Genomic DNA, 26,170 nt, shown 5'->3' on the forward strand with positions numbered 1-26,170 from the left:
TGCCGGATCAACCGGTCCTCAACTTGACGCGGGCGCGGGCCCGGCGGTCATTTCTTTTTCGTTCTGGCGCGCCTTGTAGCCGATTTTGAGCCGCATGTAAGGGGTAATGTCAATTTCGGCTTGCCGGTCAGACCGTCACCGGCGGAACGCCGATAAGCCATTCGTGAAGTTTCCACACAAACAGGAGATAGAGCACGAAACCTGCAAGCGCCGCGATGATGTCGTTCCTCACCGGCCCGGTCTCGGTCTCCGTCGCCTGGCCCGCGCGTTCGCGCCGGGCAATCGATATACGGTCGACAATCGACCAGACAAGGAAACTTCCAAACAGCAGCAGCGATGCAAGATCGCCATTGGCCAGGAGGTGGGCGAAGGCCCACAGTTTGACCGCCAGGATCATCGGATGTTTCAAAATCGCCTTGAGCTTGCCGGCGGGCATGCCGAAGACCGCGAGGCTGATAAAGGACAGCAGCATGATCAGCAGCGCGACATGTTGCATCCAGATGGGCGGAGTATAGAGGATCGGACCCTCATACCGCGCCATCGAGAAGCCCCAGATGATCAGCGCGAAACCGGTGAGGGACACCAGAGTATAGGGGCCTTTCCAGGCATTTTCACCGCGCGACGCAATGATGCGGTCGCGAAAACCCGAAGCAAATATCCTTGCCGAATGCGCGCCGAGAAAAAGCACCAGCCCCAAGATCAAGATCAGCATGAACACCCCCTCTTTTGCGTGCCGGCGTCGGAAGACCAGCCGAAATGCGGCTTCGCGTGCCCCGGATTTCTGTTTCGGCACATAGCACGCTAGCATATAGACATGGCAATCGATCTTGAAATTGCAAGGAAACGTCTGGCGGCGCGAAAGGGCGAACTGGAAGCGGTATCGAAACTCTCCGAAGAGGCCCGGTCCACGGTGATGCTGGACCAGCAGGCCGTCGGCCGCCTGTCGCGCATGGATGCCATGCAGCAACAGGCCATGGCCGAGGCACAGGAACGCCAGCGCCAGCGCGATCTTCTGCGAATCGAAATGGCCGAGCGGCGGATAAAGGACGGAGATTACGGATATTGCGTCGAGTGTGACGCGGAAATCCCCGACGGCCGCCTTGAAATCGACCCAATGGCCGAAAAATGTGTACATTGCGCTTCACAGGCCGGGCGATAAGGCAGGATTAATCTCGTTCTGCTATATTGTGCCTTCGCCGAGGCCACATCAATGCAGTGTCATCCGGATTTGCCCGAACGGGTTTGGCGTTGTAACGACATCACGCGATTGTCAGCCTTCGGGACAAGCGCGTGCGTGTATCCTGTGTCCAGTCGTTCAAGGATTGTTATGCCGCGTTTCCGTAAAACAACCGCCCTCACGATTTTCGCCGCTCTCATCGCCAGCCCCGCCGTGCCGGCACAGCCTCAGACGCCGCAAATCGTCATTGTTTCCTTCGATGGCGCGCACGACAACACTCTATGGGAAAAGAGCCGCGAGATCGGTGCGCGCACGGGAGCGACATTCACCTATTTCCTGTCCTGCACGTTTTTGATGACACGGAGCCAGCGGCGATCCTATCGTGCGCCGGGCCAAAAGGCAGGCCGCTCGAATGTCGGCTTCGCGGGCAACGCCGCGGAGGTGCGCACGCGCCTCGGCCATATCTGGGGCGCACGCATTGAAGGTCATGAAATCGCCAGCCATGCCTGCGGCCATTTCGACGCCGCCGCGTGGAGCGAGAGCGACTGGAAAGTCGAGCTTGCCGCCTTCTCCTCCATTCTGGAAAACGCCTGGACAAATGCCGGCGCAAAGAGCGAGGAGCCGAAGGGCTGGCGGCAGTTCGTGCGCGACGACATCAACGGTTTCAGGGCGCCTTACCTGTCGACCGGCAGCGGTCTGACGCCGGCCCTGAAGAGCGCCGGCTATAGCTATGACGCCAGCGGCGTATCGAAAGGCCCGGCAGCGCCCCGCATCGGCAAAGGGCTCAGCACATTCGATCTGCCGCTCATTCCCGAGGGCCCCAGAAACCGGCGCATCATCGCGATGGACTACAACATGTTCGTGCGCCATTCCGCCGGCGTCGAGGACGCGTCGAACACCCGCTACTACGAGCAGCGAGCCTACAGCGCCTTCCGCGCGGCGTTTGACCGGGAATATGACGGACCACGCCGGCCGTTTCAGATCGGCCTCCACTTTGTCGAGATGAATGGCGGCGCCTATTGGCGGGCCACCGAGCGGCTGCTGACGGAAGTCTGCGGGCGTGAAGACGTCGCCTGCGTCTCCTATGAGACGGCGCTCACCATGCTCGATGAGGCGAAGAAGGGCGGCGGCGCGTAGAAGTCGATTGTCGTCTATGGCCGATCCGCTTCGATGATCGCTGCTATTGTGTCCTCATTTGTGGTCACTCGAGCCAGGTAGGCCGCATCAATTTCGGAGAGCGGTTGATGGCGAATTGCAGCCTCAAAGGCTTGCAGGCGCTTGTGAATGGACAGAAGGTCCACGATCGTTGTCCAGGAGTTGACAAGATACTGAAACGAATTGCTTACCTGACCGAACGCTGCAATAATCTGTTGTAATATTCCCCAGGTTATAGCGGCAGCTGCAATGGTAGGTATCAACAACCATAGCACAAATATATTGTCTGCCTGCAGATACATATATCTCGCAACGTTAAAGTACATATAGTTGAAGTAGAGCCGAAAATAGTTGCGGCGAACATTGTTGAACAGCTGTGCCATCGTTGGCGGTTTTGCGCGATTTTCATCGTCTTCTCCGTAAACGAGTTCCTTTCGAAAGGCCGCCTCCACACGTTGGTTTTTGAACTCGAGTCCTGGCAGCCGTATCCCCACAACAAACAGCAAGAAAGTTCCAAAGAGCGACCAGAAAATAGCGGCGGTAAACAACGGATGCGGTATCACGCCTATTATGGGTAATTCTGTCACATAGTCAGAAAGCGCCCACAAAATCGGAAGAAAAGCGAACAAGGTCATAACGGCGTCAACCAGCCTGATGCCCAAACTTTCGACAATGTTTGCGAAGCGCATCGTATCCTCTTGAACGCGCTGGGAGGCTCCTTCAATGTGTCGCAAATCCTGCCATTTCTGAAGATAATAGCTGTTCATTGCCGTACGCCACCTGAACACATAGTGGCTGGCGCCATAGGCAGTCAGAACAGCCACGGCAATGTGAATGCTTGCTATCTGGGCAAAAACCATCAGCAAGCCAAAGAGATCGGCAGCAGTCACGTCACCGCCGCCGTTGAGGGCCTCCTGGACCGTATCAAAAAATGGTCGACGCCAATTGTTGAGGGCGACTGAAACCTGAACTGAAAAATAGGTTGAAAAGATCAGCAGTGCGGAACCGATCACGGACCAGATGAACCATGGATGGGGAGCGAGACGGTAACAGGACGCCGCAAATATACCGGCCGTGGCGAAGAAATAGACATAAAACCACAGGAAGTCGGAAGTCCAGAAATAGTGTACGCCAATCACCGGCGGTGCATCCGGCGCCGCCAGTTCAAAACCAATCGCCCTGCCGATACTCTCACCATACACGTACCACACAAGGGCTGACAAAAGGGCCCAGGCAACCGCGGCGGGAAAAAAGATTTTCGGATTGGGATAGAATGATCTGAACACGCTTTAATTCTCGCTTCACTGGCCTTTTGGCGGCTTTGACATGCCTGGCACACAAACTAAGCTGCACTTAACACAAATAGCATGTGGCAAGTACATATGGCCGACGTATCGCCACGACATATCACTTTTGTGTTCCCGGCGCGTGTGAGCCGGCAAAGACGGCAAGACAGGCGGCCGCGACAAGCGCCGCCGCCGCGACCAGGCTTCCGGACGTGTAGTCGCCTGACAGGTCGGCGAGATAACCGGCAATGATCGGGCCGATAATCTGACCGGTGCCGAAGGCCGCCGTCATCACAGCCAGCGCCCGGCGCGACGAGCGCGGCGCCAGAACGCGACCGATCTGCAGACCGTATGCGGTGATGGCGACGAAGGTCGCCCCGAGAAGCAGGCCGCCGACAAAGGGCCCGACGGGCGCCGGGATCAACACGCTTGCCCCGACGCCGAAGGCTTCCACAAGGCAACCGGCGGAAAAGGTCGCCACCAGACCGAACCGGCGACTGAGCGGGGCCCACAAAAACACCGAGGGCGCGGCGGCCAGGCCGGTGACGAGCCACACCCAGCCTTCAACCATCGTCTGCTCGCCGCCGCCACGGACAATGGCGACAAGGAAGGTGGCGGTGACGATGTAACCGACGCCGAAGAGGCCATATGCCAAGGAGATTGCCACAAGGCGCCGGTCCCATTGCAGCGGCGGTTCGCGGGTGTCGCCGGCATCCCTGACCGGGTCGGCGCGAACGAGCATGATGGCGGCCACCGATCCGATAAGCGCCAGTGCTGCGGTCGTGTACCAGCCCGTACGCCAGTCGGTCTGGAAAGCGATCAGGACCATCAGCAGCACCGCCGAGACGGCGATGCCGAGCCCGACACCGCCGAAATGCACTGCCGTCAAGTCCGGCCGGCCGGCCCTGTCAAAATGGCTGAATATGATTGTCGTGACAAAAATCATGACAAACGCGCTGGCGATGCCCGACGCAAAGCGAATGGCCGAAATGACAAGGACATCCGAGGCAAAGGGAACCGCGGCAAGCAAAACAGTTGTTGCAAAAAGGCCGACTATGAAGACGGGCCGCTCGCGTCCGGCCGCCCAGCCATAGCCGGCGAGAATGGCGCCGAGCAGATAGCCGGTGTAATTCGCCGACGCGATAAATCCGGCGTCCGCCGGCGTCAGGCTGAGCCCCTTCATCAGATCCGGAAGCAGAGGCGTATAGGCAAACCGCCCGAGGCTCATGGCGGCAGCCATCGCAATGAGGCCGCCTGCGGCGAGCCTGACGACGGAGGGTCGGTCACCCGATGCAGCCGCGCCGGCCGGCGCGCTTTGATTGCCCGAATACATGCGCGACCTATGTCACCCTGCGGGTCGACGCGCAAGCCCGGCGCGACACACTGACCAAGCGCGTCAGTGCCCGTGAGCCCTTACATTGTCGCACCAGCAACACACCGCTTGACAGTGCGTATAATTTAACAATATAGTTATTTAACTAAAGAGGTAAATAATGAACGTGCAAACGATCTTCTCCGCCCTGTCCGACCCGACCCGTTTTGCGATCGTCGAACACCTTCTGGAGAAAGGCGATCAGACGGCGGGATCGCTGGCGGAGCCGTTCGACATCTCAAAGCCCGCCATCTCCCGTCACCTGAAAGTGCTGGAGGAAGCGGGCGTCATAGAGAGGCGTGTCGACCGGCAGTTCCGCTCGTTTCGCGTTCGCCCGCAAAGCCTGCGCAGCGTTGACGACTGGGTCGGCCGCTACCGCCGGTTCTGGCAAACATCCTTCGACCGCCTGGAAAAGGCACTGAAGGACAATCAAGACAAAGAGGAAAGCAACGATGACAACCGTGATTGACGATCAGGTACTGCTAATCGAGCGCACAATCGCCGCTCCTGCGGAAAAGGTCTTCGACGCATGGGTCAATCCCGACATGCTCGTCCAATGGTGGGGGCCGGAAGGCATGACCATTCCCCAACATGTGCTCGACGTCCGCGAAGGCGGCGAATGGGAAACGACCATGCGCAACGCCGAAGGCGGGGAGCATTTCGTTTCCGGCGTCTATAAGACCATCGACCGGCCGAACCGCCTCGTCTTCACCTGGGCCTGGCGCCAGCCCGACGGCACGCGCGGTGAGGAAACACAGGTCACCGTCACCTTCGAGGCGGTGGAGGGCGGTACGAAGATGACACTGGATCAGCGCAGCTTTGCCGAAGCCTCGACACGCGACAATCACGGCATGGGCTGGCAATCGAGTTTCAACTGTCTCGACACGCTTTTCGCATAGGAGATCGTTATGCAGGACCACACAATTGTCGATCGTGACGAATGGCTGCAGGCGCGGGTCGCGCTGCTGGAGCGGGAGAAGGCATTTACCCGCGAACGCGATGCCCTGAGCAAGGAGCGGCGGAACCTGCCCTGGGTGGAAGTGACGAAGCCCTACGACTTCATCACCGAGAACGGGCCGAAAGCGCTCCCGGAATTGTTCGCCGACCACCGTCAACTCATCATCTATCACTTCATGTACGGACCCGACTGGCAGGCCGGCTGCAAGAGCTGTTCTTTCTGGGCCGATAATTTCGACCGCAATATCGCGCATCTGGCGGCCCGCGACGTCATGCTCGTGGCCGTTTCGCGCGCGCCGCTCGAAACGCTCACCGCATTCAGGAAACGCATGGGGTGGAGCTTCGAATGGGTTTCGTCCATGGGGAGTGATTTCAACTACGATTTCGACGTCTCCTTCACCGAAGAAGCCCGCGAAAACGACACGATCCGCTACAATTACCGTCCGAGCCAGTTTCCCGCCGATGAAGCCCCCGGCATCAGCGTCTTCTACAAGGGCGACGACGGGCGGGTGTTCCACACCTATTCGACCTATGGGCGCGGGCTGGACATGCTCAATGCCGCATACCACTATCTCGACATCGTCCCCATGGGCCGCAACGAGGACGCACTGCCCTACCCCATGGACTGGGTAAGGCTGCGGGACGAATACGGCAAAGGCTGACGGGATACGGGCCGCCTCGGCGGCCCTTTTCGTGCTCGCGTCAGCCGGCCGGCGATTTTTTCGGAAGGGCTATGCGAATGGCCGAGCGCGCCTCGGAACGTGGCAGGATTTCAACCGATCCGCCGTGGGTGAGCGCGATCTGCCGCACGAGCGGCAGGCCGAGACCGTAGCCGTTGACGTTCTGCCTGTCGGAACCGCGGTAGAAGGGCTGGAAGACCTTTTCGCGGTCCTTGTCGGCAATGCCGGGCCCCGTGTCGCGGACCGTCAGGAAGACCTGCGTGTCGTCATGGCCGATCTCGACGGTCACCGGCGGTGCGCCGTGCTTGTGTGCATTTTCCAGGAGATTGGCAAGCAGGCGATGCAGCAGCCGCGGATCGCCCGTGATCTCCGGTGCCGATCCCGACAGTTCGCAATCCTCAAAACGCGCGCATTCCTCCGCCGCCAGGGCGACCAGGTCGATGGTCTGGGACAGGTTGATATTGGCGCCCGCATCCAGCCGGCTCATCAGCAGAATCTCGTCGATCAGGCTGTCGAGCTCGGCGATATCGCGCTGCAGGTCCGCCCGGCGCCTGGGGTCCTGTTCGCCCTTCGACATCTCAAGCCCGAGGCGAATGCGCGACAGCGGGGTGCGCAGTTCATGCGAGGCGTTGGCCAGAAGCAGCCGGTGCGCATCGATGAGCTTCTCGATCTTTTCGGCGGCCTCATTGAAACTCTTTGCGAGTTTGGCGACCTCGTCGCGGCCGCGAACATCGACGCGAGCGCTCAAATCGCCCTGGCCGATCCGTTCGACGCCGCGCTGCAGCTTCTCAAGCCGCCTTGTCAGCCGGCGCACCAGGGGAAAGGCCGCGATCCCCACGCAAAGAGCGACCATGACCAGCAAGGCCAGAAGACTGAGCAGCGGATTGAAGTCCTCCTCATCCTGCCGGTCGGCAACAAGGATCCGTCCGTCGGGCAAAGCCAGGGTCAATGTCGGGCCATGCGGCGAACGGCGCCAGCCGCTTTGATCGCCATGGCGCGTCGGCACAGCCTTTGCCTCTCCATAGGCGGCGATCAGGCGATGGTCGGCGTCATACAGGCTGACATCGAACTTGAAGCCCTTGCCAAGCATCTCGAGGGCCTGGCGCTGCCGTTCCGCCGGAGTATCGGCGGGCGGAAGGCTCATGGCGACCAGTTCGCTGGCGACGTCAAAAAATCTCCGTTCGTCCCGATCCCCGTCGAAGATCTTCCACAAGACGGCCGAAATGATCACCATCAGCACCAGGCTGGCGATCAGCGTCAGATAGATTTGCAGATAGAGGCGGCGGTTCAGCATCTCGGCCTGCCCGTTGCACGCGCCGTCATCAGTCCTGCGAACGGGCAAAAACATAGCCCGCTCCCCTTACGGTAATCAGCCGCCTCGGGTGGTTCTGGTCCTCCTCGATCTCCGCACGGATACGCGAGACATGGACATCGATGGAGCGATCGAACGCAGCCAAATCCTCGCCCTTGAGGGCATTCATGATGTAGTCGCGGCTGAGCACGCGGCCGGCGCTTTGCGCCATGATGTGAAGCAGCTTGAACTGATGCGGCGTCAGCGTGCAGACCTTGCCGTCGACGCGTGCCTCCATGGCATGCGGATCGATCTCCAGCGTGCCGAAGCGCAGGACATTGCTCTGCTCCTCACCCTTGCCGCGCCGCAGGATCGCCCGCAGGCGCGCCAGCAGTTCACGCGGCTCGAAGGGTTTTGGCAGGTAGTCGTCGGCACCGAGTTCCAGACCGACAATCCGGTCCATCGGCTCGCCCTTTGCCGTCAGCATGAGGATCGGAACCTTGTCGGCGGCGCGCAGGGCGCGGCAGACCTCCAGCCCGTCCATGTCGGGCAGCATCAGATCCAGAAGAACGGCATCGAAGCCGCGCTGGCGCTGAAGTTCCAGTCCTTCGGCGCCGGCGCCGGCAATGGTGACGTCAAAATCGGACTCGCCGAGATAGTCCTTGACCATTTCGGCAAGCCGACTGTCGTCTTCGATAAGAAGGATCTGCTGGGTCATGCCTAGAACGAGTTGTGAGCTTTCTTCAGGTTGTCCATTCGGTCCGTTCAGTGCCGCCACCAGCCGCGCTTGGAACGGAAGTTCTCCATGTGGTCACGCAGCGTCTCGCGCTGGTCCGCATTCAGCACCATGGCGACCTCGGTTACGACATTGGCCCACTCTTTGCTGATCTCGTTCGCTTCTGCAAGTTTTTCGGCCCTCAGTTCCTCAATGGCCTGCGGGTCGACATCGTCAGCGGTCAGAAGCGAACCGAGTTCCCAACCGGTTCCGCGCATCTCGGTGCGCACGGTTTTCATATTGATCACCGCCGGCGTCACCAGGGCAACGATCTTGTCCTGCTGCTCCTGGGTCGCATCGATCTCGATGGCGAGGTGCTTGACCGCACGGGTGATCTTCTCCTCGATCTCCGTGTCGGTCATATTGGCGAAGCGGCTGCGGCGGTGATCGCGCCAGGAAATCGCGCGCATCTCGCCCCTGTCGGCCGTCAGCAACCTGATGTGTTCATAGGTCTTGGTCTGGGCAACGGCCTGGACGCCGAAAATGCTGCCGGCCGTAAGACCGGCACCGACGATGGCGGCGATCGCAATGCGGTTGGCTCTTTTTGCGCGGCCGTTGTTCGGTTTGTGCTGATTGTCAGACATGGTTTTGCTCCTTGCTTCATGGAGGCCGACAGCGATGTGAATGTCGGCTTCTCCTGCTATCTGGGGTGCCGGGTTTTCCGGGGTGTTTCCGGAACGTAAAGAAACGTAAAACCCGATCGACGGGTTATTTGCTTGTTTTCAGACGGGCGCGCATGTCGGCGCGCTGCTCGTCCTGCAACGTCCTGAACTTTTCCATCTGCGCGGTGGAAAGGACGCCGGCGACGCTTTGTTCAAATGCCGCCCGGTTCTTCTTCGCGTCGGCGCGCATGGCCATGAGTTTTCTGACCGGCGGGCGCTCGCCGGCTTTCAGATCGACGCCGTAATTCTCGAGCATTGCGCGCGTTTCTTCGCCGTAACGCTGCATGATGGGCAACAGCGCCTTGCGCTGGTCTTCGGTCAGGTCGAGTTCCTGCGCCATTATTTCGATCCTCTCATGGGAAAACCCTCCACTCGCGTCCAGCCGCTCCTGGGCGGGAGCCGCGGTGGAATACAGAACGAGAAGGATGAGGCAGTATCCGCCGAAGCAGATCAGGCGGATTTTGGACAATGACAATCTGTGGTTCATGATCTTCACTCCCGTGAAAGCGGCCGGCCACGGCCGGGCAATTTGAAATTGATCACGGGACACAGGTTAGACGCCCTGCGTTGCGCCTGTTTTTCCTCTACGTAAAGTTTTGTAAAGCACCGGGCCTTGACCGGGGCTGCGGCTAGCGATCCGCGGCGCGGGGCCGGATCAGCCGCCCGCTTCGGCGTTGCTCGAAGATATGCGCGAGCCAGCCGGCCGTCCTTCCGACGGCGAAAATCGCCAGCGCCGCCCCGTCCGGCAACCGCAGGAGGCGCTCAAGCGTCGCCAACGCGAAATCGAGACCGGGGTGAGCGCCCGACTCTTCGGCGATGCGCGTCACCCGCCGTCGCCACATCCGCGAAACCGGCAGGTGAGCGAGAATTTCGGCGGCCCGCGGATCGCCTTCGGGATAAAGCGGATGGGAAAAGCCAGGCGGCGGCTGGCCTTTCGGCATGAGGACCGATGTGGAATCCGACCCGTCGCTTTCCACGCGGTCCATCCAGGCATGGCAGCGCAATGTCAGACCGCCATGCCTTGTGCCGGACAAGGTCGCAAGGCCGGCAAGCAGCGATGCGGGAACGCTCGCTCCGGCGGAGGCGGCGACACGGGCCGCATAGGCCGATGCGTTGAGTTCGTGATCGGCGCACAGAACCAGCGCCCGTCTCAGAATGCCGGCCGCGCCAGGTTCCGCCGACCAGAACGAGGCCAGCAGTTCGTGGATCGGACCGCCAGACGAGGCGGCGGTACCGGCAGCGGCAAGTGCGGTCTGCCCCATCACAACGCCAGCGCGCGGCCTGCCATCGCCTGTTTTGCCCGAAACAACCTGTGACGACATCATCTGCACAATGCGGTCGAACGGCCGGTCCGCCAGCTTTTCCGGACCGCGCCGGGTTTCGATCTCTGCCGGCCTGCAGCGCACGCCCGCGAGGAGAAACAGAATATCTTCAAGCGTTTGCGTGCGGGACAGGTCCACCGCATCCCGCCCCTTATAGTAGAACCGTCCGTCGGCAATGCGGGTGATCCTGGAGGTCAGGACGGGCTCACCCCAGTTGATCGTGGATTCGGCAACCGCCCGGCGCGAGCGTCCCCTGCCCTTGCGCAAAAGAAGCGCCTCGATATCACGTCGGTCATAGAGGCTTCGGCGGGCGTCCTCGGGATGGGCGATGGTGCGCACGAGGCCGCGGCTGACATATGCATAGAGCGTGTCGGGCGCGATGGCGAGCCGGTCGCAGGCCTGCGGCGCGGTGACCGTGCAATAGTCGCCGTCAGACAGATTTTTCATATTGATTATCTTGATCAAGATTGACCCGTTGTCAATTGACGCGTGTATTCGCGCCGATTCAACAAAGAGGTGTTTCATGGCCATGTCCCTGATCGACGAGATCCACACTGCCTTTCCGCCAGATGACATGCCGGATATTGCAATCACCGGAGCCGGCGAACTGCCCTCGTGTTTTGCCGTCAGCGATCTGGCCGTCGCCACAATCGGTGCGGCCGGGCTCAAACTGGCGCAATTCATGGCTGATGGCGAGGCGATGGCGCCCTCGGTCACTGTCGACCGCCGCCTGGCGTCCTTCTGGTTCGATATGACCTTGCGGCCGCAGGGCTGGACCGTGCCGTCGCCATGGGATCCGATCGCCGGAGACTACAGGGCGAAGGACGGATGGGTCCGCCTGCATACAAACGCGCCGCACCACCGAAACGCGGCGCTGCGGGTTCTCGGCGCGGGTGAAGGCCGCGACGCCGTCGCGCGGGCGCTCGAAGGCTGGACAGCCGGCGATCTTGAGGCGGCGGTTGTCGCGGCCGGCGGCTGCGCCGCTGAGATGCGGAGCCTTGACGATTGGGCGGTCCATCCGCAGGGCAAAGCCGTCGCCTCCGAGCCGCTGGTGATCTGGCAAAGCCGCGGCACTACATCCGTAAGGCGGCGGCCCATGCCGGGCCGCCCGCTCTCAGGCGTGCGGGTGCTCGATCTGACACGGGTTCTGGCAGGCCCGGTGGCGGGCCGGTTCCTCGCCGCCTATGGCGCGGATGTCCTGCGGATCGATCCCGGGGACTGGGATGAGCCCGGCGTTGTCCCGGAAGTCACGCTCGGCAAGCGGTGTGCCGGTCTCGATCTGAAATCCACGGCGGACCGGGCCATCTTCGAGACGCTGCTTGCGAGCGCAGATGTGCTGTTGCACGGGTACCGGCCGGGCGCGCTCGCCAATCTCGGATATGACGCGGAAACCTTGTCGCGGATCAATCCGGCGCTGATCGATGTCAGCCATTGCGCCTATGGATGGTCCGGGCCCTGGTCCGGGCGACGGGGTTTCGACAGCCTTGTGCAGATGAGCTGCGGCATCGCCCACCACGGAATGAGCGTCAGCGGCGCTGAAAAGCCGGTCCCGCTGCCGGTCCAGGCGCTCGACCACGCGACCGGCTATCTTCTTGCCGCCGCCGTGCTGCACGCGCTGGATGCCCGGACACGGACGGGTGAGCTATGGTCGGCGCGGCTGTCGCTGGCGCGTGTGGCGCATCTTCTGAGCCGGACGAAGAGGCCGGTCGTCACCGGTTCGATAGAACCGGAAACCTTTGACGACATCGACCCGCAGGATGAGCCGACATGCTGGGGCGCGGCAAAACGCGTTCGCTTTCCGCTTTCGATCGCCGGCGTTGAACATGGTTGGGATTATCCCGCCGGGGCCCTGCGGTCGGCCGAGGCCAGCTGGCGCTGATGCGGGTACTCTAATCGGCGGCGGCCGTGTAGTCCGCCGAGCCGTCCCAGATCAACCGCCAGCGGGCGCCCGGCCGCACATTCTGGACGAGATGGGGATGAAAAGCGACGAGACAGGTTCCGCCCGTCTGCCTGACGGAAGGATAAATGATGCCGCGCGAGCCGCCCTCGCGCAGCCGTGCGGCAAAGGCCTGTCCCTCGGGATAGGCCGTTTCCGGGTCCTCTCCCAGGCATGGGGGCTTGTCCTCCGATCCGCGGAGATCGTGGAAATCGCCGACAAATCCGGCAAGCAGACTCTGATAGACCGTTTCCTCCTCAAAGACGCCGATGGCTTTGAGTTCGCGGGTCTTGTGGAACGCAACCTCCTCGATCGCCGTCAGATCGTCGAAGGCGCAATACCATGCGCCGCGGCTGGCGTCGTTAAAGCGGTTGCCGCCCGTGCGCGTATAGGCAAAAGCGGCATTGATATAGGACTGGCCCCAGACGTTGAAGGCGAGTTCGCGCGGGTCAAGGCCTGGCAGACCGGTGCTTTGGGCGCGCAGCCTGCGGTTGGTCAGACCCTCGATCTCGGCCAGGATCGCCAGTTCCTCCTCATCGTCGACAAGCGGCGCGAGAACGGGCGGTTTGTAATAGGCGGTCGGAACAAGACGGACGGTTGCCTGCTGGCAGATCGTCGTCAGCGGCGGCGTCACGCCCCGCCCCGCAGGGCGTCCACATAGTTGCGCGTTTCCATGATGGCCGGCAGCCCGCCGTCAATCATCGCCTCGACCGGCGCCTGGCCGGAAAAGAGCGGACCGGTGTTGCGCAATCCGATCCAGCGGTCGGCCAGCGCATCGCCAAAATAGAGGTGAAGCGCCTTGTAAAGGCCGCTGATCGCGCTGACACGCAGCAACTGATCCCGGCTCAGCCTGCCGGACCACTCGCCCGTCTTCATGCGCGCCCAGGTGCGCGGGCTCACCGCGATCAGTTCGGCGGCCCTCTTGTTGTTGAGCTTCCAGGCGACGACGATGCGGGTGTAGGCCTTGGCCGCAACACCAGCGATACGGTCGTCGTCATAGGCGGACAGTCCCGCGCCGGGACCGGCAAACTCCTGCTGGACGGGTTGAAGTGCCATGATCAAATCCTTGCCATATGGCTTAATATACATTGCCTAATGGCAAATTTCAAGTGACAAACCGTTGTTTTGCAACCATTGGCCGCTGATGCCGGCATGCAACAAATTTCACGTGTCAGGATTGTGGCCGGTATCGGACGATCGGATAGAGGCGCGCCGAATTCGCATCGGGTGAATGTGTATTATGATTTGTTTTCAGTATCTTGATACGATCTCCACAATCGGCGCGGGACACCGTTCACAAAATGATGCAATGTGTCTTGGCATACGGTTCAAACCACCGCCCCCCGGCCCGGCTTAATCGCCGATGCTGATCATCCCGCCGGCATCGATATGCGCAACCGCGCCGGAGATGAACCGGCCGTAGTCCTCATCCGACACGACGAGCACCGGCACGCATTGCCCATAGAGTTCACAGGCGACAAGCGCGCCGACGGCAATGTTCACGTCACGGCGGCGCAAAACGATCGCGCCGGGGCCGGTTTTCAGACGGATGCTTTCGGCCACGCCCGCCGGCGTTCCGGCCGATCCCCTGCTCGCCGGCATGACAATGATTTTTCCGGTCACGGACAGTCCGGCCTGCGGATGATGCCTGTCAAGTATCCTGCCGCTGACCGGATCAAAACCGCCCCAGAAGCTCAAGGGCTCGTCGAGGACAAGCACGTCGCCCCTTGCCTCGCCGGAATGCAGCACACGGGCCTTGACGGCGCACGCGGTTGTCGCCCCGTTGCCCGTCATATGTCCGCCACCGACCGCGCGGCCCGAACAACCTCGCCCGCAACCGCCGAGCGGACACAGTCGGCAAGACTGCCGAACACGACTTCAACCGCCAGCATGCCCGGCGCGTAATAGGCCCATTTGGCCGAATTGGTCATCACCCGGCCGCGGCAGGCCTTCACGGCGGGTGAGAAATAGGTGCAGGTGTCCACCAGAATATCCACCCCTGCTTCGACGAGCGGCTCCAAGAAACCCTTCCTGGCGGCCGCTTCCTCGACAAAACGGCTTGTCGAGACATAGAAGGTCACATCCGGATGGACCCGGTGTCCGTCGATCAGGCCCGCCAGCCGTTCGAATTCGGTCACCGAAAAGTGCGGCGTGCCGACCGCCACCATGTTGAGCGGCCCGTCGCGACCGCTTGACAGCGATTGCAGCGCATCGCGCACCATGTCCGGCGTCACCTTGATGGTCTCCTCCGGCTCTCTTCCATCAAACGCCAGGTCGCGGTCCGCGGCCTCGGGCGTGACGCCGACGGCGTGGAACATACTCACGCCGCCGGAGGCGGCACCGGCGGCGCTGATCGCCTTGAGGCTGTCGGCGGGCGTCTCGGTCGGCAGCCCGAGGATCACCGGAATACGGGAGCCGGCATGCGTTCCGACAAGATATCCGAGGAGATGACAGAACATCTCCGTATGGCGCAGTTCATCCGGCAGAGCGGAGATGTCGAAGGCGATTTGTCCCCGCCTTCCTTGCCTCGTGTGCAGGCCGGCGAGCGGCACCCGGCCGACATAGGCGGCACAAACGTCGAGGAAGTCGCCATATTTGTTCGTGCGTGCGCCGACAACCGAGTTGTAATAGGCCACCGCGTTGGATTCGGAGCCTATGATCTGATCACCAAGGCCCGGCCCTCCCGGTATCTGGTAGGGCGCGCAGGTCCATACCGGCCTGCAGCCGAGATCGCGGTAGAGCCCGGCGACGCGGCTCGCCTCCTCGTTGAAGCGCGCGCCGGCGTCGGCGCGGTTGCCCGGATCGCGCAGGCTGACGGGGATGGTGTTTGTCCAGACCGGTATCGGAAAGCGTGCGCCGGCTTCGGCAAAGCGGCGGACAAAATCAAGGTGCGCGGTGCCGTAGTAATGGCACGCATCGACATGAGCGAAGGCCGCATCGATGAGCCGCCGGGCGCCGAGAATTTCGGCGGCCTTGACGACAACCCGCATGGCGAAGCGCCCGATGTCGCCGTTTTCATCGGCAAGACATGCCCTGTCGCTTTCGCTGAGGCTCAACGCCATCGCTTCCCTCCCGTCATCGCCGCAATCAGATTAACCGAATGATTGCAGATTCCAATGACGGAAACGGTGACCCGGTCAGACGGTGACGACCTTTCGGCCCCTGTTGGTCATCGGCGTGGTGATGCCGGACAGCATGGTCCTGAGATAATCGAGGTTCTGGAAGCGGCCATTGACCGAGATTCGCGGCAGCGCATGCAGATGGCCGGCATGCTGTTTTTGGATGATGCCGTGCCGTGTCGTCAGCGCCGAGAGGAAACCGGCGTCCTCGGCAATCTTCGCCTCGCGCGCGCCGACGGCCTTTTCGAAACCGTACGGATAGGCCAGATGCCTGGGGCGCTTGCCCAGTTTCTCCTCCAGGAGATCGGCCGAATGGACCATCTCCCAGCGGGCCTGCTCCTGCGGAAGGCGTTTGAGATTGTAGTGATTAACGGTATGGGCGCCGATCGTGCACAGCGGATGTGCCGCTATGGTCCGGATATCATCCCAGTCCATCAGCAGTTTGCGGTGAAAGCGCTCACAGTCGACGCCCGCGCTGTCGGCGAGGCTGCGCACGGCGGCGGCCTGATCTTCCTCGGCAATTTCCTCGGACAACAGGGTGCATATCCGGCCGAAGGCGTCGACCTTGGCATCGTCGGACGCGCAGTCGAAGGTGAGCACGCCATCCGGCGTCGTCATTTTCAGCTCCTGGCCGGTACACTGTGCAACACAGTCCTCGACAAGCTCCCACCAGGGCTCGACGGCACCGTCGGTCAAGCCCGGCGCAACATAGATCACGAAGGGCGTCCGGTGCTTCTCGAAGACCGGCAGCGCCTCAAGCAGATTATCCTTGAACCCGTCGTCCAGTGTGATGACGGCAAAACGTTCGTCATCGGCCTCATCATTCATTCGCGCGATCGCCTCGTCGATGGACACGAATGTGAAGCCGTCCGCCTTCATGTCGGCGATCAGCCGGTCGAGGAACGCCGGATCGACGGCGAGATTGTCGTTGAAGCCGAATTTCGTGCCCGGTTCGCGGGTGACGCGGTGGAGCATCAGGATCGCTCCGCGTCCGCCGAGGAAGGGCTTGAGGAGCTGCGGCAGGCGGCTGAGGCTCAGACCTTTGAAAACGAGTTTCCTCAGTCGTTCCTTGCTGTCTATCATCCGTCGCCCCCGGGCTTTGGCTGAACCAGGAGCGGCGGCTTGTGGAGGTAGTCGGCAACCCGCCGCTTGGCGGCAATGTCGCGCCAGACCTGCTCGACCTGCTCTGTGGAAAGGCCAGCGGCTGCCGCAACGTCTTCCCTGGCGACGCCGTTGTTCAGACCGAAGAGGCACAGATCCATTTGCTGGTAGGGTAAGGCGAAATAGAACTCTTCCTGCGACTGCGGCAGCGACCAGGTGTCCGTGGTCGGCGGACGCTGGCGGATGGTTTCGGGAACCGCGAGATATTCGGCAAGCTGATAGACCTGGCTCTTGTAAAGATGGGCGATCGGCTTGAAATCCGCCGCCCCGTCGCCGTTCTTGACGAAGAAGCCCTGATCGAGCTCAAGCAGGTTCGGCGTTCCCGCGACCGCGTAATTGAGCCTGTCGGCGTGGTAATATTCAAGCTGTTTGCGGGTCCGCTGTTTCATGTTCGCGGCGGCGACAATGCCCTGATAGACATCCAGCGGCATGCGCAGCTTCTGTTGCTCGCCTTCAGGCGACTGAACCACCAGCGACGACAGGTTGATGCCCTTGCTCTCCAGGGCATTCGCAACCACGATCTTGCAGCCCCAGCCGGGTCCGAAATCGGGCGCAATACGGCGAATGAACGCATCGCGGCGGCGATAGCAGCCGGCCGCCGTCAGGATCGGTTCGATGTCCTCGACCACGCTTTCAATGCCGAGTTCCGCTGCAACGAGGCGGCCAAGCGTCAGGCTTTCGTCTTCGGAGTCCTTTTCGGGCATCAGGATGGCGACGACCTTTTTCGGGCCCAGCGCCTTCACGCAAAGAGCCGTGGTGACCGAGCTGTCGATCCCGCCGGAAAGGCCGACGACGACGCCGCGCTTGCGCAACCGGCGCAGGACCTGCTCGCGGACGGCATCGGCGATCCGGTCTGTTTCGGCGGCGGCATCCAGTTGCAGAGAGGCAGAAGAAAAGCCCGCGGAAATGCTTTGCTCACCGACTTCCGCCCTCGGTGTCTCGATGCCCGGGTCGGACGGCCTCATGAACATTCCCCTGTCTCAAGCGTTTCCTGAAGGAGGCGGCGGCTGATCTTGCCGGAATCGGTCTTCGGCAAGGATGCCCGGAACTCCACCTGCTTCGGGACCATGAAATCCTCAAGATGCCGGGCGCAATGCCGCAGGACATCCTTTTCTGTCGGGTTTGCGCCGGGCGCGGCGACCACAATCGCCTTCAATGCGCTTCCCAGCACGGTGTCGGAGACGCCAAGCACGGCGGCTTCGCTGATTTCCGGCATGGCGTAGAGAACGTTTTCCACCTCTTTGGGGCTGACCTTTTCTCCACGCGTCTTGATGATGTCGTCCTTGCGGCCGACGAAATAGAGAAACCCGTCCCCGTCCGCATGGAACAGATCGCCGGTGTGGAGCACACGCTCCCAGTCAAAGCGCCCGGGCCTGAGCGCCCTGGCGGTCGCCTCAGGGTCCTGCCAGTAGCCCTTCATGACGTGCGGGCCGCGAATGACCAGTTCGCCAACCTTGCCGGCGGGAAGCGGCACTCCGTCGTCGTCAACCACATAGGCTTCGGTCCCCGGAATGGCGATGCCCACCGATCCGGCGCGCCGGTCGAGTTCGTCCGGCGGCAGCCAGGTGCAGCGTTTGCACTCGGTCAGGCCATACATCGAATAGATGCTCGCGGCGGGAAAAAGCGCGCGCAGCCTCTCAATGACGGCCGGCGCAAGCGCCGCGCCGGTGCTCGAAATGTAGCGCAGATGCGGAAACATGCCGGGTTCGAGGCTCTTCATCCGCAGGATCAGCGCCGCCATGGTCGGCACGATGGGAAAGCCGGTCACCTTTTCTTCGTTCAGCCGGTTCAGGATCACGTGCGGAAAGGCGAACGATTTTTCCAGCACCAGCGTCGCGCCTGTCCTGAAAGCCATCAGCACCTGATAGAGGCCATAGTCGAACGAGATCGGCAGCACGTTGAGGATGATGTCGTCGGCGGTGTTTTCCAGATAGGTCGTGATGGAAGCGGCGGCTGCATCGACGTTTTGATGGGTCATCATCACGCCCTTCGGGAAGCCGGTCGACCCGGATGTGTAAATCAGCATTGCGAGATCGGTTACGATGCCCGCAAACGGCAGGTCGACGCCCGACCGGCGCGCGATCAGCCCCTCAAACCCGAGATAGCCCGCGGGAACCGCATCCTCGCAACCGGCCACGATCCTGACGGCCAGCGCGGGGGCCTGCTCCGCGGCCTCGTCCGTCACGCCGGTCAGCCGGCGTTGCGTGACGATTGCCGTGGCGCCGGAATTGTTGAGGATATAGGCCAGCTTGTCCGCCTTGGTGGACGGATTGATCGGTGACAGGACCGCACCCGCCTTGAACACCGCGAACAAAGCGACGACGGCTTCCCAGCTGTTGTCCATGAAAACGAGAACGCGATCGTGGCGCTTGACGCCCGCGCGGGCCATCTCAGCGGCGAGCCGGTCGGAGGCGCGATCGACCTCGCCATAGGTCATGCGAACGGCGCCGGCAATGACGGCTTCCTTGTGTTCGTCATGCTCGGCGCTTGACCTCAGATATTGCTCAACACGCATCATCGGGCTTTCGTTCTCGGTCTGCGGCTGCAATCAGCCGCTATTTTTTGCCAGTTTGGCGTTCGCATATCGGGAGATTTTCTCGATGGAATCGAAATTGTCCGGCACGATTTCATCGTCCTGGATGTCAATGCCGATATCCGATTCAAGAAAAGCGACCAGTTCGAGGACCCCGGTGGAGTCCATCAGGCCGTTTTCCAGCAACGATTCAGAATCCGACACGCTGTCCATATCTTCCCGAAACAGGAAGTTATCTACGACAAATTCGCGAATTTCGGACGTTACATCGTTCTGCATGGTTAATGCTCCTGTGCTTATGCGGCGGCACGGGACGGGTCGCGCCCGACCTTTGCCCTGCCGCCGTCAACAAACTCGCTGTGCCAAAGCTGGGTCGAAACGATGCCGACAAGCGCCATATTGTCCCGTGTTCCGACACGCGGGCGCTTGCGGCACTTGGCAAGCAGCTTCTCCACCGCACCGGCATCGAAATAACCGTTTTCGTCAATGGCGGTCCGGCTCAATTGCGCGCCCACATAGGCTGGTGCCTGCGGACCGGCGAAGGACTGGCTTTCGGGCGCCCGGTAGGGCTGCTTCGGACGGTCGGCTATGGTTTCCGGCAGCAGATCGCGCACCGCCTCGCGCAGAATATGTTTCTCGCGCAATGCGCGGATCTTCATTTTCGGCGGGATGTTCGCCGCGAACTCCACCAGCCTGTGATCGAGGAACGGGTAGCGCCCTTCAACCGAGTGCGCCATCGACATCCGGTCGCCTTGAGACGAAAGGATATAGCCCGGGAGAAGATAGGAGGACTCGAGATATTGCGCCTGTGACAGGGGATGCCAGCGGCTGAAGTCGGCCGGCAGGCTCTCGCGCAGCGCCGCCAGCGCGTCATAGTCGCCCAGCCGGTCGCGCATGTCACGGGACAGAAAGAGCTTCGTTCCGGCGGTCGTGCGAAAACGCGGCAGGTGGGAATAGAGCGGATCGTCGAGGCTTGCGCCACCGGCGCTGAAAAATGCCGCGAGCGAGGACTGCGACTGGCTCTGCAACTGCGGCAGATAGGGATAGAGCCGGCGATAAAGCAATGTGCGGAAACGTGAACCGGGCTGCGCGGCACAGAAGCGGCGCAGCTTGGCCTCCTTGAAGATGTCGTAGCCGGCGAACACCTCGTCGGCGCCCTCGCCGGTCAGCACCACCTTGAAGCCCGCCCGGTTCACCAGTCCGGACAGCGCGAAGAGCGGCGCCGGGCCGGTCCGCAGCAAAGGTGTTTCGGTGTGGGCGATGACGGCGGGAAAATCCCGGCCGATATCGGCAAGGCTGCTCGCCAGTTCCTCGTGGCGCGTTCCGAGCGCGCGCACCATTTCCTGCTGCTCGTCGCGCTCGTCGAATTCATCGCTTTCGAAGGTCACGGAAAAGGTTCGCAGCGCGTCGGGCGTAATCTGCTTGACCGCAGCGGTAATGATCGAGGAATCGAGGCCGCCGCTGAGATAAGCGCCGACCGGCACATCGGATCGCAACCGGATGCGGGACGCGTCAAAGAGCAGCGCCCGCAATTCTTCGGCGATGTCGGCTTCGCTGCGTCCGCCAAGGGGGCCGTCACCGTCGGCATCGGGGAAATTGAGCGTCCAGTAAGGTCTGATGCACTGTCCGTCAGGCGTTGCCGTGAGCACATGTCCGGGCGGCAGTTCGCGAACATTCCCGAAGGCCGTGCGCGGTGAAAGCGGAAACCACAGCGTGAAAATCTCGTCAAGGGCATAGGGGTCGAGTTCGGCCTTGACGCCGGGCACTTTGAGCAGCGCCTTGACCTCGGAGGCAAAATAGAAACAGCCCTTGTGCCCGGTGTAGAAGAGCGGCCGCACACCCATTCGGTCGCGGGCAAGCATCAGACGGTTGCGACGGCTGTCGAAGATCGCAAAACTGAAATCGCCGTTCAGATCGTCGACGCAGTCCAGACCCTTTTCCTCATAGAGATGCAGGATGACTTCCGTGTCCGACCTGGTGCGGAAACGACGCCCCCGCGCCTCAAGCGTCCGGCGCAATTCGATATGGTTGAAAATCTCGCCGTTGAATATCAGCCAGACGGTGCCGTCGGCGTTCGACATGGGCTGCTTGCCGCCGGCAATGTCTATGATGCTCAAACGCGCATGCGCGAAACCGATGCCGGGCTTGACGACGATCGCGTGCTCGTCCGGGCCGCGATGCGCGACCGCGCCGATCATGTCTTTCAGCAACGCCTCAGCGGGTACAGGCGTGTCCGGGGTACCGAAATACCCGGCTATGCCACACATATACGCCTCCAAGCCCCGTAAAACGCAATACAACACACCGGCCGGACGGGAGAACGGCACGGCGGTGAAGCCCCTTGAAAATCATGTCATAAAAAGGTTGCCAATCTGTTCACCTGAATGGCCGGGTTCACGTAAACCGGTTTCCGATCAGGCGGATCCAGGATTCGCCCGCGAGACCGGTTATCAGCGCGTCACCCGCATGGACGGCATCAAGCAGGTCGGATCGCGCGGTGTGGACGACCATCGATGCGTTGCAGACGAAAAAAGCCTTGCGCCGCATCAATGGAACGATCGTGTCGGGCTGCACGCGCCCCCTGATGGCGGCCGCTCCGGCTTCGCGTGCGTTCTCCAGCAGGCTTTCCACCACGGCCGCGTGGGCTTTCGGGCGTGCGAGGATCTGCAATACCCAGGCAACGCCGCCCGGACGCAGATAATAGATATAGCATCCGAGCGCCCTGCCGCTTTGCGTATGCACGATGTGGCTGCGCATGGCGCCATAGCGTGGCTTTGTCGCGGCCTGATCGAGCATCCATTCAAGCGTGTCGTCGTCCCACTGGGGACGCAGTGCGTAATCCTGCGCCAGTTCCGCAATCAGGCCCGCAAGCGCGCTGCCGCTGATAACCGATGTCTTATGGCGCGTTGGTTTGGCCTGCGCACTATCCGATGACATGCCGATAAAGCGGCCCACGGAGAGATCGGTCACGGCGGCGACCGGACCGAGCAGGCGCGCAGCGCCCATGCGGTCCGATGCCATGGCCGTCGCGAAGGCGGCGGGGCGAAAAACCCGGACCCATTGCAGGCTGTATCCGGCGACCGCGCTGTCCCCCATCCGCTCCCACATGCCCATGGACACGTCATTGGCGGTTTCGCTGATGGACAGGTCCTGAGAGCCCGAGCGGACCGAGCGAAGCAGCCGCGCACCGGCAAGCGGGTTCTGCACCGGGTCTTCGACCATCAGGGAACCGGCGATGGCGGCGCGCAAGCGTTCGCCCCGGAAGGTCATGGGCGACGCGAGCACGCCGATAAAGCCGCCAATCCGGCCTGTCGTATCGACATAGACCCGCGACGGCAGCTCCGGATCGAACCCCGGGTGATCAAGGAAGGTTTCGCGAAGACATTGACCCAGCGAAGCGGGCGCCGGCTTCCTTGAGCCGAGCATGATCTTCTGAAACATTGACGCGACTGCCGGGATATCGTCCGGCTCAAGCGGCCGGATGCCCGTATCGGGCCCGGGCTTTTCTTCGGACATGCTCATACCGGTCGGTTCATCCCCACCATGCGGCGCCAAGGCAAAAGGATATTCTGCCGCATCCCGCCTTAAATTGGCGTTAAGCGGCACAGTGACGCCGTTGCAAGGCTGTAGCGCACGACCGGTCAAGCAGCCTGGGAGCCGTGCTTGCGCAGCACCATATCGGCCTGTTTGCCGGTGACCTCGGCGAGATGATCAAAGGCCTTGCTGAATGTCGCTACGCCCGCGGTCGCCGAACGCAGCTCGATGATGAGATCCTGCATCTCGGCTTCCGGCATCACCGCATTGACGACATCCCAGCCGTCCCAGCCGGGACGGGCATCAAAGCCGAGCAACTGGCCGCGCCGGCCCGAAACAATGGCGTTGATCCGCGCCGTCGTGTCGTTGGGGCAGAAAATGTCCACCCGGCACATCGGCTCCAACAGAACCGGCTTGCAGGCCGGCATTCCCTCGCGCATGGCGATCTGACCGGCAGTGCGAAAGGCCTGATCGGAGGAGTCCACCGAATGGAAGGATCCGTCTGAAAGGTTGACCGCGACATCGACGACCGGGAAGCCCAGCGGACCTTGGCGCAGATAGTCGCGAATGCCCTCGCGAACCGACGGGATGTACTGCTTCGGCACCACGCCGCCGGTGATCGTGTCGGTGAAGACGAAGCCTTCGCCGCGCGACAAGGGCCTGATCTCGACCACAACGTCGCCGAACTGGCCATGGCCGCCGCTCTGCTTCTTGTGGCGGCCGCGCACGCTGGTGGGTTGCCGGATCGTCTCCTTATAGGGCAATGTCGGCGTGCCGGCCTCGGCCGCTATGCCGTATTTTCCCTCAAGGCGCTCCAGCACCACGCGCAGGTGCATCTCGCCCTGCCCTTCCAATAAAGTCTCGCCCGTGTCCTGGTTATGCGTGAAATGCAGCGAAGGGTCTTCCTCGACAGCCCTTTGCAAGGCTGCTGAAAGCTTGACTTCGTCCTTGCGCTCCTTCGGCGCGACCCGGAAGGCGATGACCGGCTGCGGCGCATCCAGTGCGATAAGGTTTTCCGCCGGCTTGGCATCGGAGGTGACGGTCTCGCCGGTCAGCACACCCTCAAGCTTGGCAAGCGCGACGGTCTCTCCCGGCCCGGCGGGGCCGCGTTTGGAGGCCTGCAATCCAAGAAGGTCGGACATGCCCGATACACGCGCCTGCGAGCCGTCCGGACGGATGACGGTATCGCCCTCGGCGACCTGTCCCGACAGGACGCGCGCCACGGAGAGCTTGCCGCCATGGGCGGTATAGTAGGTCTTGAGTATCTGCAGACGGGACCGGCCCTTGTCATCCCCGTCGAGGCCAAGCCGTTCACGCGTGCTCGCAATCCCGGGCGCTTCGTGCCGCAAAGCCTTCAGCAGCCGCCAGATGCCGTTTGCATGCTGTGCCGATCCGATGAAAACCGGGCAGATTTCGCCCAACTGCAGTTCATTGACCAGATCGGCAAACACCAGCTCCTGCTCCGGATTGATGTCCTCGAGCAATTGTTCCATCAGCACATCGTCATAGTCGGCGATCCGCTCGAGCATTTCAAAGCGGGCTTCCACCTCGCGCGCCTGCTCCTCGCCCGGTATGTCAATGACCTCGCTGGTCGCGTGTTCCTTGTAGACATAGGCCCTCTCGAGAGCGAGATCGATAAATCCGGTGGCGATCCCTCCCTTCCAGATGGGTATCTGCCGGACAACCAGCGGCACCCCGGAGGCCGGCTGGACGGACTTCAGAAGGCTGCGGATGCTGCCCTGGAATTTGTCGATCTTGTTGATGAAAAGACAATGCGGGACCGAACGGTCCTCAAGCGACTTCAAGATGATCTGCAGGGCCGGAAGTTTCTTTTCATCGGCCTCGGCGACGACAATCGCCAGATCCGCGCCGGCGAGCACTCCGTTCGCCTCGCTGAGAAACTCCACCGATCCCGGACAATCAATGAATGTATAGCGATCGCCCAGATAATCGGTCGAGGCGACATTGGCCTCAACGCTCATGGCATGGGCGCGTGCTTCGGGCACGCTGTCTCCGACCGTATTGCCCTGATCGACACTGCCCTGCCTCGCTACGGCCCCCGTGCGCGCCAATATGGCCTCCAGAAGCGTTGTCTTGCCGCTTCCAAAAGGTCCGACGATTGCTATGCACCGGGGCCCGGTTTCTCTGCCGCGTGCACTTTCTCCTTGGTCTTTGCCCATCTGCTGCCTCCCTTCGTACCGTTTCACCCGACGGGTGTTACCTGGGCGGCCTCCTCGCGCATATTTTGCTGCCAATTCGCTCAATGCGGAACTCATGGTAGCGAAAATCGGCCGCCGCGTCTCGGCAAGAATCGACACGGCCGCACCATCCTGTACGGCGCGCGACGCGCCTTGCCGAATGAACCGATTTTCCGCCATCAAATGTTTCAAGCGAACCTCATCTCGCTCCAGCTCCCGCGCGAACATGAAAGCACCAAAAAGAAGAACCGCCAGATCAATTCGATCTGGCGGCAAGTCGGGGAGGAAACCGCTTATTCGACCGCGGCAGTTATGATGATCTCAACCTTCAATTCAGGGCGAGCGATTTTTGCCTCGCCACACGCTCTTGCTGGAGCAAAACCCTCCGGTATCCACTCGTCCCATACCGCGTTCATTTCTTCGAAATCGCCCATGTCGGCGAGCCAAACGATAGCCTGCAGGATACTTTTCCGGGATGATCCGGCCTGTTGTAGTAACTGATCAATGCGCGACAGACAGTCTTCGGTTTGTTCCGTGACAGTCTCCCCATCACCGACCTGGCCGCATAGATAGACGACACCATTGTGTTTTACGATCTTGCTCATGCGGCGTTTGATTTCCATGCGTTCAATCATGAGACCGAGTCCTTTTTTGTTTCGGTGAGTGAAGCGAGTTCACCCAGGGAAACTGGTTTGAGGGGAGCGCGGATGCGATAATATCCAACTGCATCATGGTCGGTTTGATTTGCTTCCGCAAGGAGCTCAGTCACCGAAAGGCCACAGTAACGACCTTGGCAAGGTCCCATGCCACAACGCCCGAAGGCCTTTGTTTGGTTAGGACCTAGACAGCCAATTTGGGCATACCGACGTATGTCGCCAGCAGTCACTTCCTCGCAGCGGCAGATAATTGTCTCGTCAGCGGGGGAAAGCGCTTGCCTAAACGGAGGGTATGCACGATCAATGAACGGCCGTGCGGCCAGTTCGCGGGCCAATCGAGCTTTCTTTTGCTTTGC

Annotated in this window: 27 protein-coding genes; 6 read left to right on the forward strand and 21 right to left on the reverse strand. The window is 61.5% G+C overall.

Going from position 1 to position 26,170, the window contains the following annotated elements:
* Window positions 1-127: 127 nt before the first annotated feature.
* Window positions 128-712: an NnrU family protein gene (locus AC5E6N_RS04705; protein ID WP_491746727.1), complete on the reverse strand. Its 585-nt coding sequence runs from the start codon at window positions 710-712 to the stop codon at window positions 128-130.
* Window positions 713-1,024: 312 nt separating this feature from the next.
* Here AC5E6N_RS04705 and AC5E6N_RS04710 point away from each other — a divergent pair, with 312 nt between their 5' ends.
* The gene (locus AC5E6N_RS04710; protein ID WP_491746754.1) at window positions 1,025-1,159 is read left to right on the forward strand and encodes a TraR/DksA family transcriptional regulator; all 135 of its coding nucleotides are present in this window, start codon (window positions 1,025-1,027) and stop codon (window positions 1,157-1,159) included.
* A gap of 168 nt (window positions 1,160-1,327) precedes the next feature.
* The gene (locus tag AC5E6N_RS04715; RefSeq protein ID WP_491746728.1) at window positions 1,328-2,314 is read left to right on the forward strand and encodes a polysaccharide deacetylase family protein; all 987 of its coding nucleotides are present in this window, start codon (window positions 1,328-1,330) and stop codon (window positions 2,312-2,314) included.
* Between the two features lie 14 nt (window positions 2,315-2,328).
* Here AC5E6N_RS04715 and sbmA read toward each other — a convergent pair whose 3' ends face one another.
* The gene (gene sbmA / locus AC5E6N_RS04720; RefSeq protein ID WP_491746729.1) at window positions 2,329-3,618 is read right to left on the reverse strand and encodes a peptide antibiotic transporter SbmA; all 1,290 of its coding nucleotides are present in this window, start codon (window positions 3,616-3,618) and stop codon (window positions 2,329-2,331) included.
* Window positions 3,619-3,739: 121 nt separating this feature from the next.
* Entirely contained in the window at window positions 3,740-4,951 is a 1,212-nt protein-coding gene (locus tag AC5E6N_RS04725) for a YbfB/YjiJ family MFS transporter (protein WP_491746730.1), read from the reverse strand.
* Between the two features lie 160 nt (window positions 4,952-5,111).
* Between AC5E6N_RS04725 and AC5E6N_RS04730 the strand changes: the two genes are divergently transcribed.
* Genes AC5E6N_RS04730 through AC5E6N_RS04740 form a run of 3 tightly spaced genes read left to right on the forward strand, consistent with a single transcriptional unit; the run spans window position 5,112 to window position 6,609 of the window.
* On the forward strand, window positions 5,112-5,459 hold the full coding sequence (locus tag AC5E6N_RS04730) for an ArsR/SmtB family transcription factor (RefSeq protein ID WP_491746731.1): 348 nt from the start codon (window positions 5,112-5,114) through the stop codon (window positions 5,457-5,459).
* Window positions 5,443-5,889: an SRPBCC family protein gene (locus AC5E6N_RS04735; RefSeq protein ID WP_491746732.1), complete on the forward strand. Its 447-nt coding sequence runs from the start codon at window positions 5,443-5,445 to the stop codon at window positions 5,887-5,889. Before AC5E6N_RS04730 ends, AC5E6N_RS04735 begins: the two co-directional genes overlap by 17 nt.
* Before the next feature lie 9 nt (window positions 5,890-5,898).
* Window positions 5,899-6,609 carry a DUF899 domain-containing protein gene (locus tag AC5E6N_RS04740; RefSeq protein ID WP_491746733.1) on the forward strand — a complete coding sequence of 237 codons (711 nt, stop codon included), beginning with the start codon at window positions 5,899-5,901 and terminating at the stop codon, window positions 6,607-6,609.
* A gap of 40 nt (window positions 6,610-6,649) precedes the next feature.
* Here AC5E6N_RS04740 and AC5E6N_RS04745 read toward each other — a convergent pair whose 3' ends face one another.
* The 5 genes from AC5E6N_RS04745 to AC5E6N_RS04765 all read right to left on the reverse strand — a co-directional run bounded on the left by AC5E6N_RS04745 (window position 6,650) and on the right by AC5E6N_RS04765 (window position 11,124).
* Window positions 6,650-7,975 (reverse strand): sensor histidine kinase, encoded by a 1,326-nt coding sequence (locus AC5E6N_RS04745; protein ID WP_491746734.1) that lies wholly within the window; start codon window positions 7,973-7,975, stop codon window positions 6,650-6,652.
* On the reverse strand, window positions 7,950-8,636 hold the full coding sequence (locus AC5E6N_RS04750; RefSeq protein WP_491689922.1) for a response regulator transcription factor: 687 nt from the start codon (window positions 8,634-8,636) through the stop codon (window positions 7,950-7,952). Before AC5E6N_RS04750 ends, AC5E6N_RS04745 begins: the two co-directional genes overlap by 26 nt.
* 47 nt (window positions 8,637-8,683) lie before the next feature.
* A complete protein-coding gene (locus tag AC5E6N_RS04755) occupies window positions 8,684-9,277 on the reverse strand; it encodes a Spy/CpxP family protein refolding chaperone (RefSeq protein ID WP_491746735.1) in 594 nt (197 codons plus the stop codon).
* 124 nt (window positions 9,278-9,401) lie between these two features.
* On the reverse strand, window positions 9,402-9,842 hold the full coding sequence (locus AC5E6N_RS04760) for a hypothetical protein (protein WP_491746736.1): 441 nt from the start codon (window positions 9,840-9,842) through the stop codon (window positions 9,402-9,404).
* 142 nt (window positions 9,843-9,984) lie between these two features.
* Window positions 9,985-11,124: a citrate synthase gene (locus AC5E6N_RS04765; protein WP_491746737.1), complete on the reverse strand. Its 1,140-nt coding sequence runs from the start codon at window positions 11,122-11,124 to the stop codon at window positions 9,985-9,987.
* Between the two features lie 76 nt (window positions 11,125-11,200).
* Here AC5E6N_RS04765 and AC5E6N_RS04770 point away from each other — a divergent pair, with 76 nt between their 5' ends.
* Entirely contained in the window at window positions 11,201-12,556 is a 1,356-nt protein-coding gene (locus AC5E6N_RS04770) for a CoA transferase (RefSeq protein WP_491746738.1), read from the forward strand.
* A 10-nt stretch (window positions 12,557-12,566) separates the two neighbouring features.
* Here the strand turns inward: AC5E6N_RS04770 and AC5E6N_RS04775 are convergent, their stop codons facing one another.
* The 13 genes from AC5E6N_RS04775 to AC5E6N_RS04835 form a co-directional block, all read right to left on the reverse strand.
* Window positions 12,567-13,247 carry an RES family NAD+ phosphorylase gene (locus tag AC5E6N_RS04775; RefSeq protein ID WP_491746739.1) on the reverse strand — a complete coding sequence of 227 codons (681 nt, stop codon included), beginning with the start codon at window positions 13,245-13,247 and terminating at the stop codon, window positions 12,567-12,569.
* Window positions 13,244-13,669, reverse strand: coding sequence for an antitoxin Xre-like helix-turn-helix domain-containing protein (locus AC5E6N_RS04780; RefSeq protein ID WP_491746740.1), 426 nt, complete (start codon window positions 13,667-13,669; stop codon window positions 13,244-13,246). Before AC5E6N_RS04780 ends, AC5E6N_RS04775 begins: the two co-directional genes overlap by 4 nt.
* Before the next feature lie 297 nt (window positions 13,670-13,966).
* Window positions 13,967-14,407 carry an aconitase X swivel domain-containing protein gene (locus AC5E6N_RS04785; protein WP_491746741.1) on the reverse strand — a complete coding sequence of 147 codons (441 nt, stop codon included), beginning with the start codon at window positions 14,405-14,407 and terminating at the stop codon, window positions 13,967-13,969.
* A complete protein-coding gene (locus AC5E6N_RS04790; protein ID WP_491746742.1) occupies window positions 14,404-15,675 on the reverse strand; it encodes an aconitase X in 1,272 nt (423 codons plus the stop codon). The genes AC5E6N_RS04785 and AC5E6N_RS04790 overlap by 4 nt, the downstream gene beginning before the upstream one ends.
* Window positions 15,676-15,750: 75 nt before the next feature.
* Window positions 15,751-16,815: a polysaccharide deacetylase family protein gene (locus tag AC5E6N_RS04795; protein WP_491746743.1), complete on the reverse strand. Its 1,065-nt coding sequence runs from the start codon at window positions 16,813-16,815 to the stop codon at window positions 15,751-15,753.
* Window positions 16,812-17,858 carry an NAD(+) synthase gene (gene nadE, locus AC5E6N_RS04800; RefSeq protein WP_491746744.1) on the reverse strand — a complete coding sequence of 349 codons (1,047 nt, stop codon included), beginning with the start codon at window positions 17,856-17,858 and terminating at the stop codon, window positions 16,812-16,814. The genes AC5E6N_RS04795 and nadE overlap by 4 nt, the downstream gene beginning before the upstream one ends.
* A complete protein-coding gene (locus tag AC5E6N_RS04805) occupies window positions 17,855-19,408 on the reverse strand; it encodes a class I adenylate-forming enzyme family protein (RefSeq protein ID WP_491746755.1) in 1,554 nt (517 codons plus the stop codon). The genes nadE and AC5E6N_RS04805 overlap by 4 nt, the downstream gene beginning before the upstream one ends.
* Before the next feature lie 33 nt (window positions 19,409-19,441).
* Entirely contained in the window at window positions 19,442-19,705 is a 264-nt protein-coding gene (locus AC5E6N_RS04810) for an acyl carrier protein (protein ID WP_491746745.1), read from the reverse strand.
* Between the two features lie 17 nt (window positions 19,706-19,722).
* Window positions 19,723-21,693 (reverse strand): asparagine synthase (glutamine-hydrolyzing), encoded by a 1,971-nt coding sequence (gene asnB, locus AC5E6N_RS04815; RefSeq protein WP_491746746.1) that lies wholly within the window; start codon window positions 21,691-21,693, stop codon window positions 19,723-19,725.
* 127 nt (window positions 21,694-21,820) lie between these two features.
* Complete coding sequence (locus AC5E6N_RS04820) at window positions 21,821-22,948, reverse strand: hypothetical protein (RefSeq protein ID WP_491746747.1); 1,128 nt, start codon at window positions 22,946-22,948, stop codon at window positions 21,821-21,823.
* Between the two features lie 119 nt (window positions 22,949-23,067).
* Complete coding sequence (locus tag AC5E6N_RS04825; RefSeq protein ID WP_491746748.1) at window positions 23,068-25,140, reverse strand: elongation factor G; 2,073 nt, start codon at window positions 25,138-25,140, stop codon at window positions 23,068-23,070.
* A gap of 311 nt (window positions 25,141-25,451) precedes the next feature.
* Window positions 25,452-25,793 carry a RidA family protein gene (locus AC5E6N_RS04830; protein WP_491746749.1) on the reverse strand — a complete coding sequence of 114 codons (342 nt, stop codon included), beginning with the start codon at window positions 25,791-25,793 and terminating at the stop codon, window positions 25,452-25,454.
* Window positions 25,790-26,170: (2Fe-2S)-binding protein (locus AC5E6N_RS04835; protein ID WP_491746750.1), on the reverse strand; the 381-nt coding region annotated here is incomplete at its 5' end. The genes AC5E6N_RS04835 and AC5E6N_RS04830, both read right to left, overlap by 4 nt.

Source organism: Hoeflea sp., from assembly GCF_984452065.1.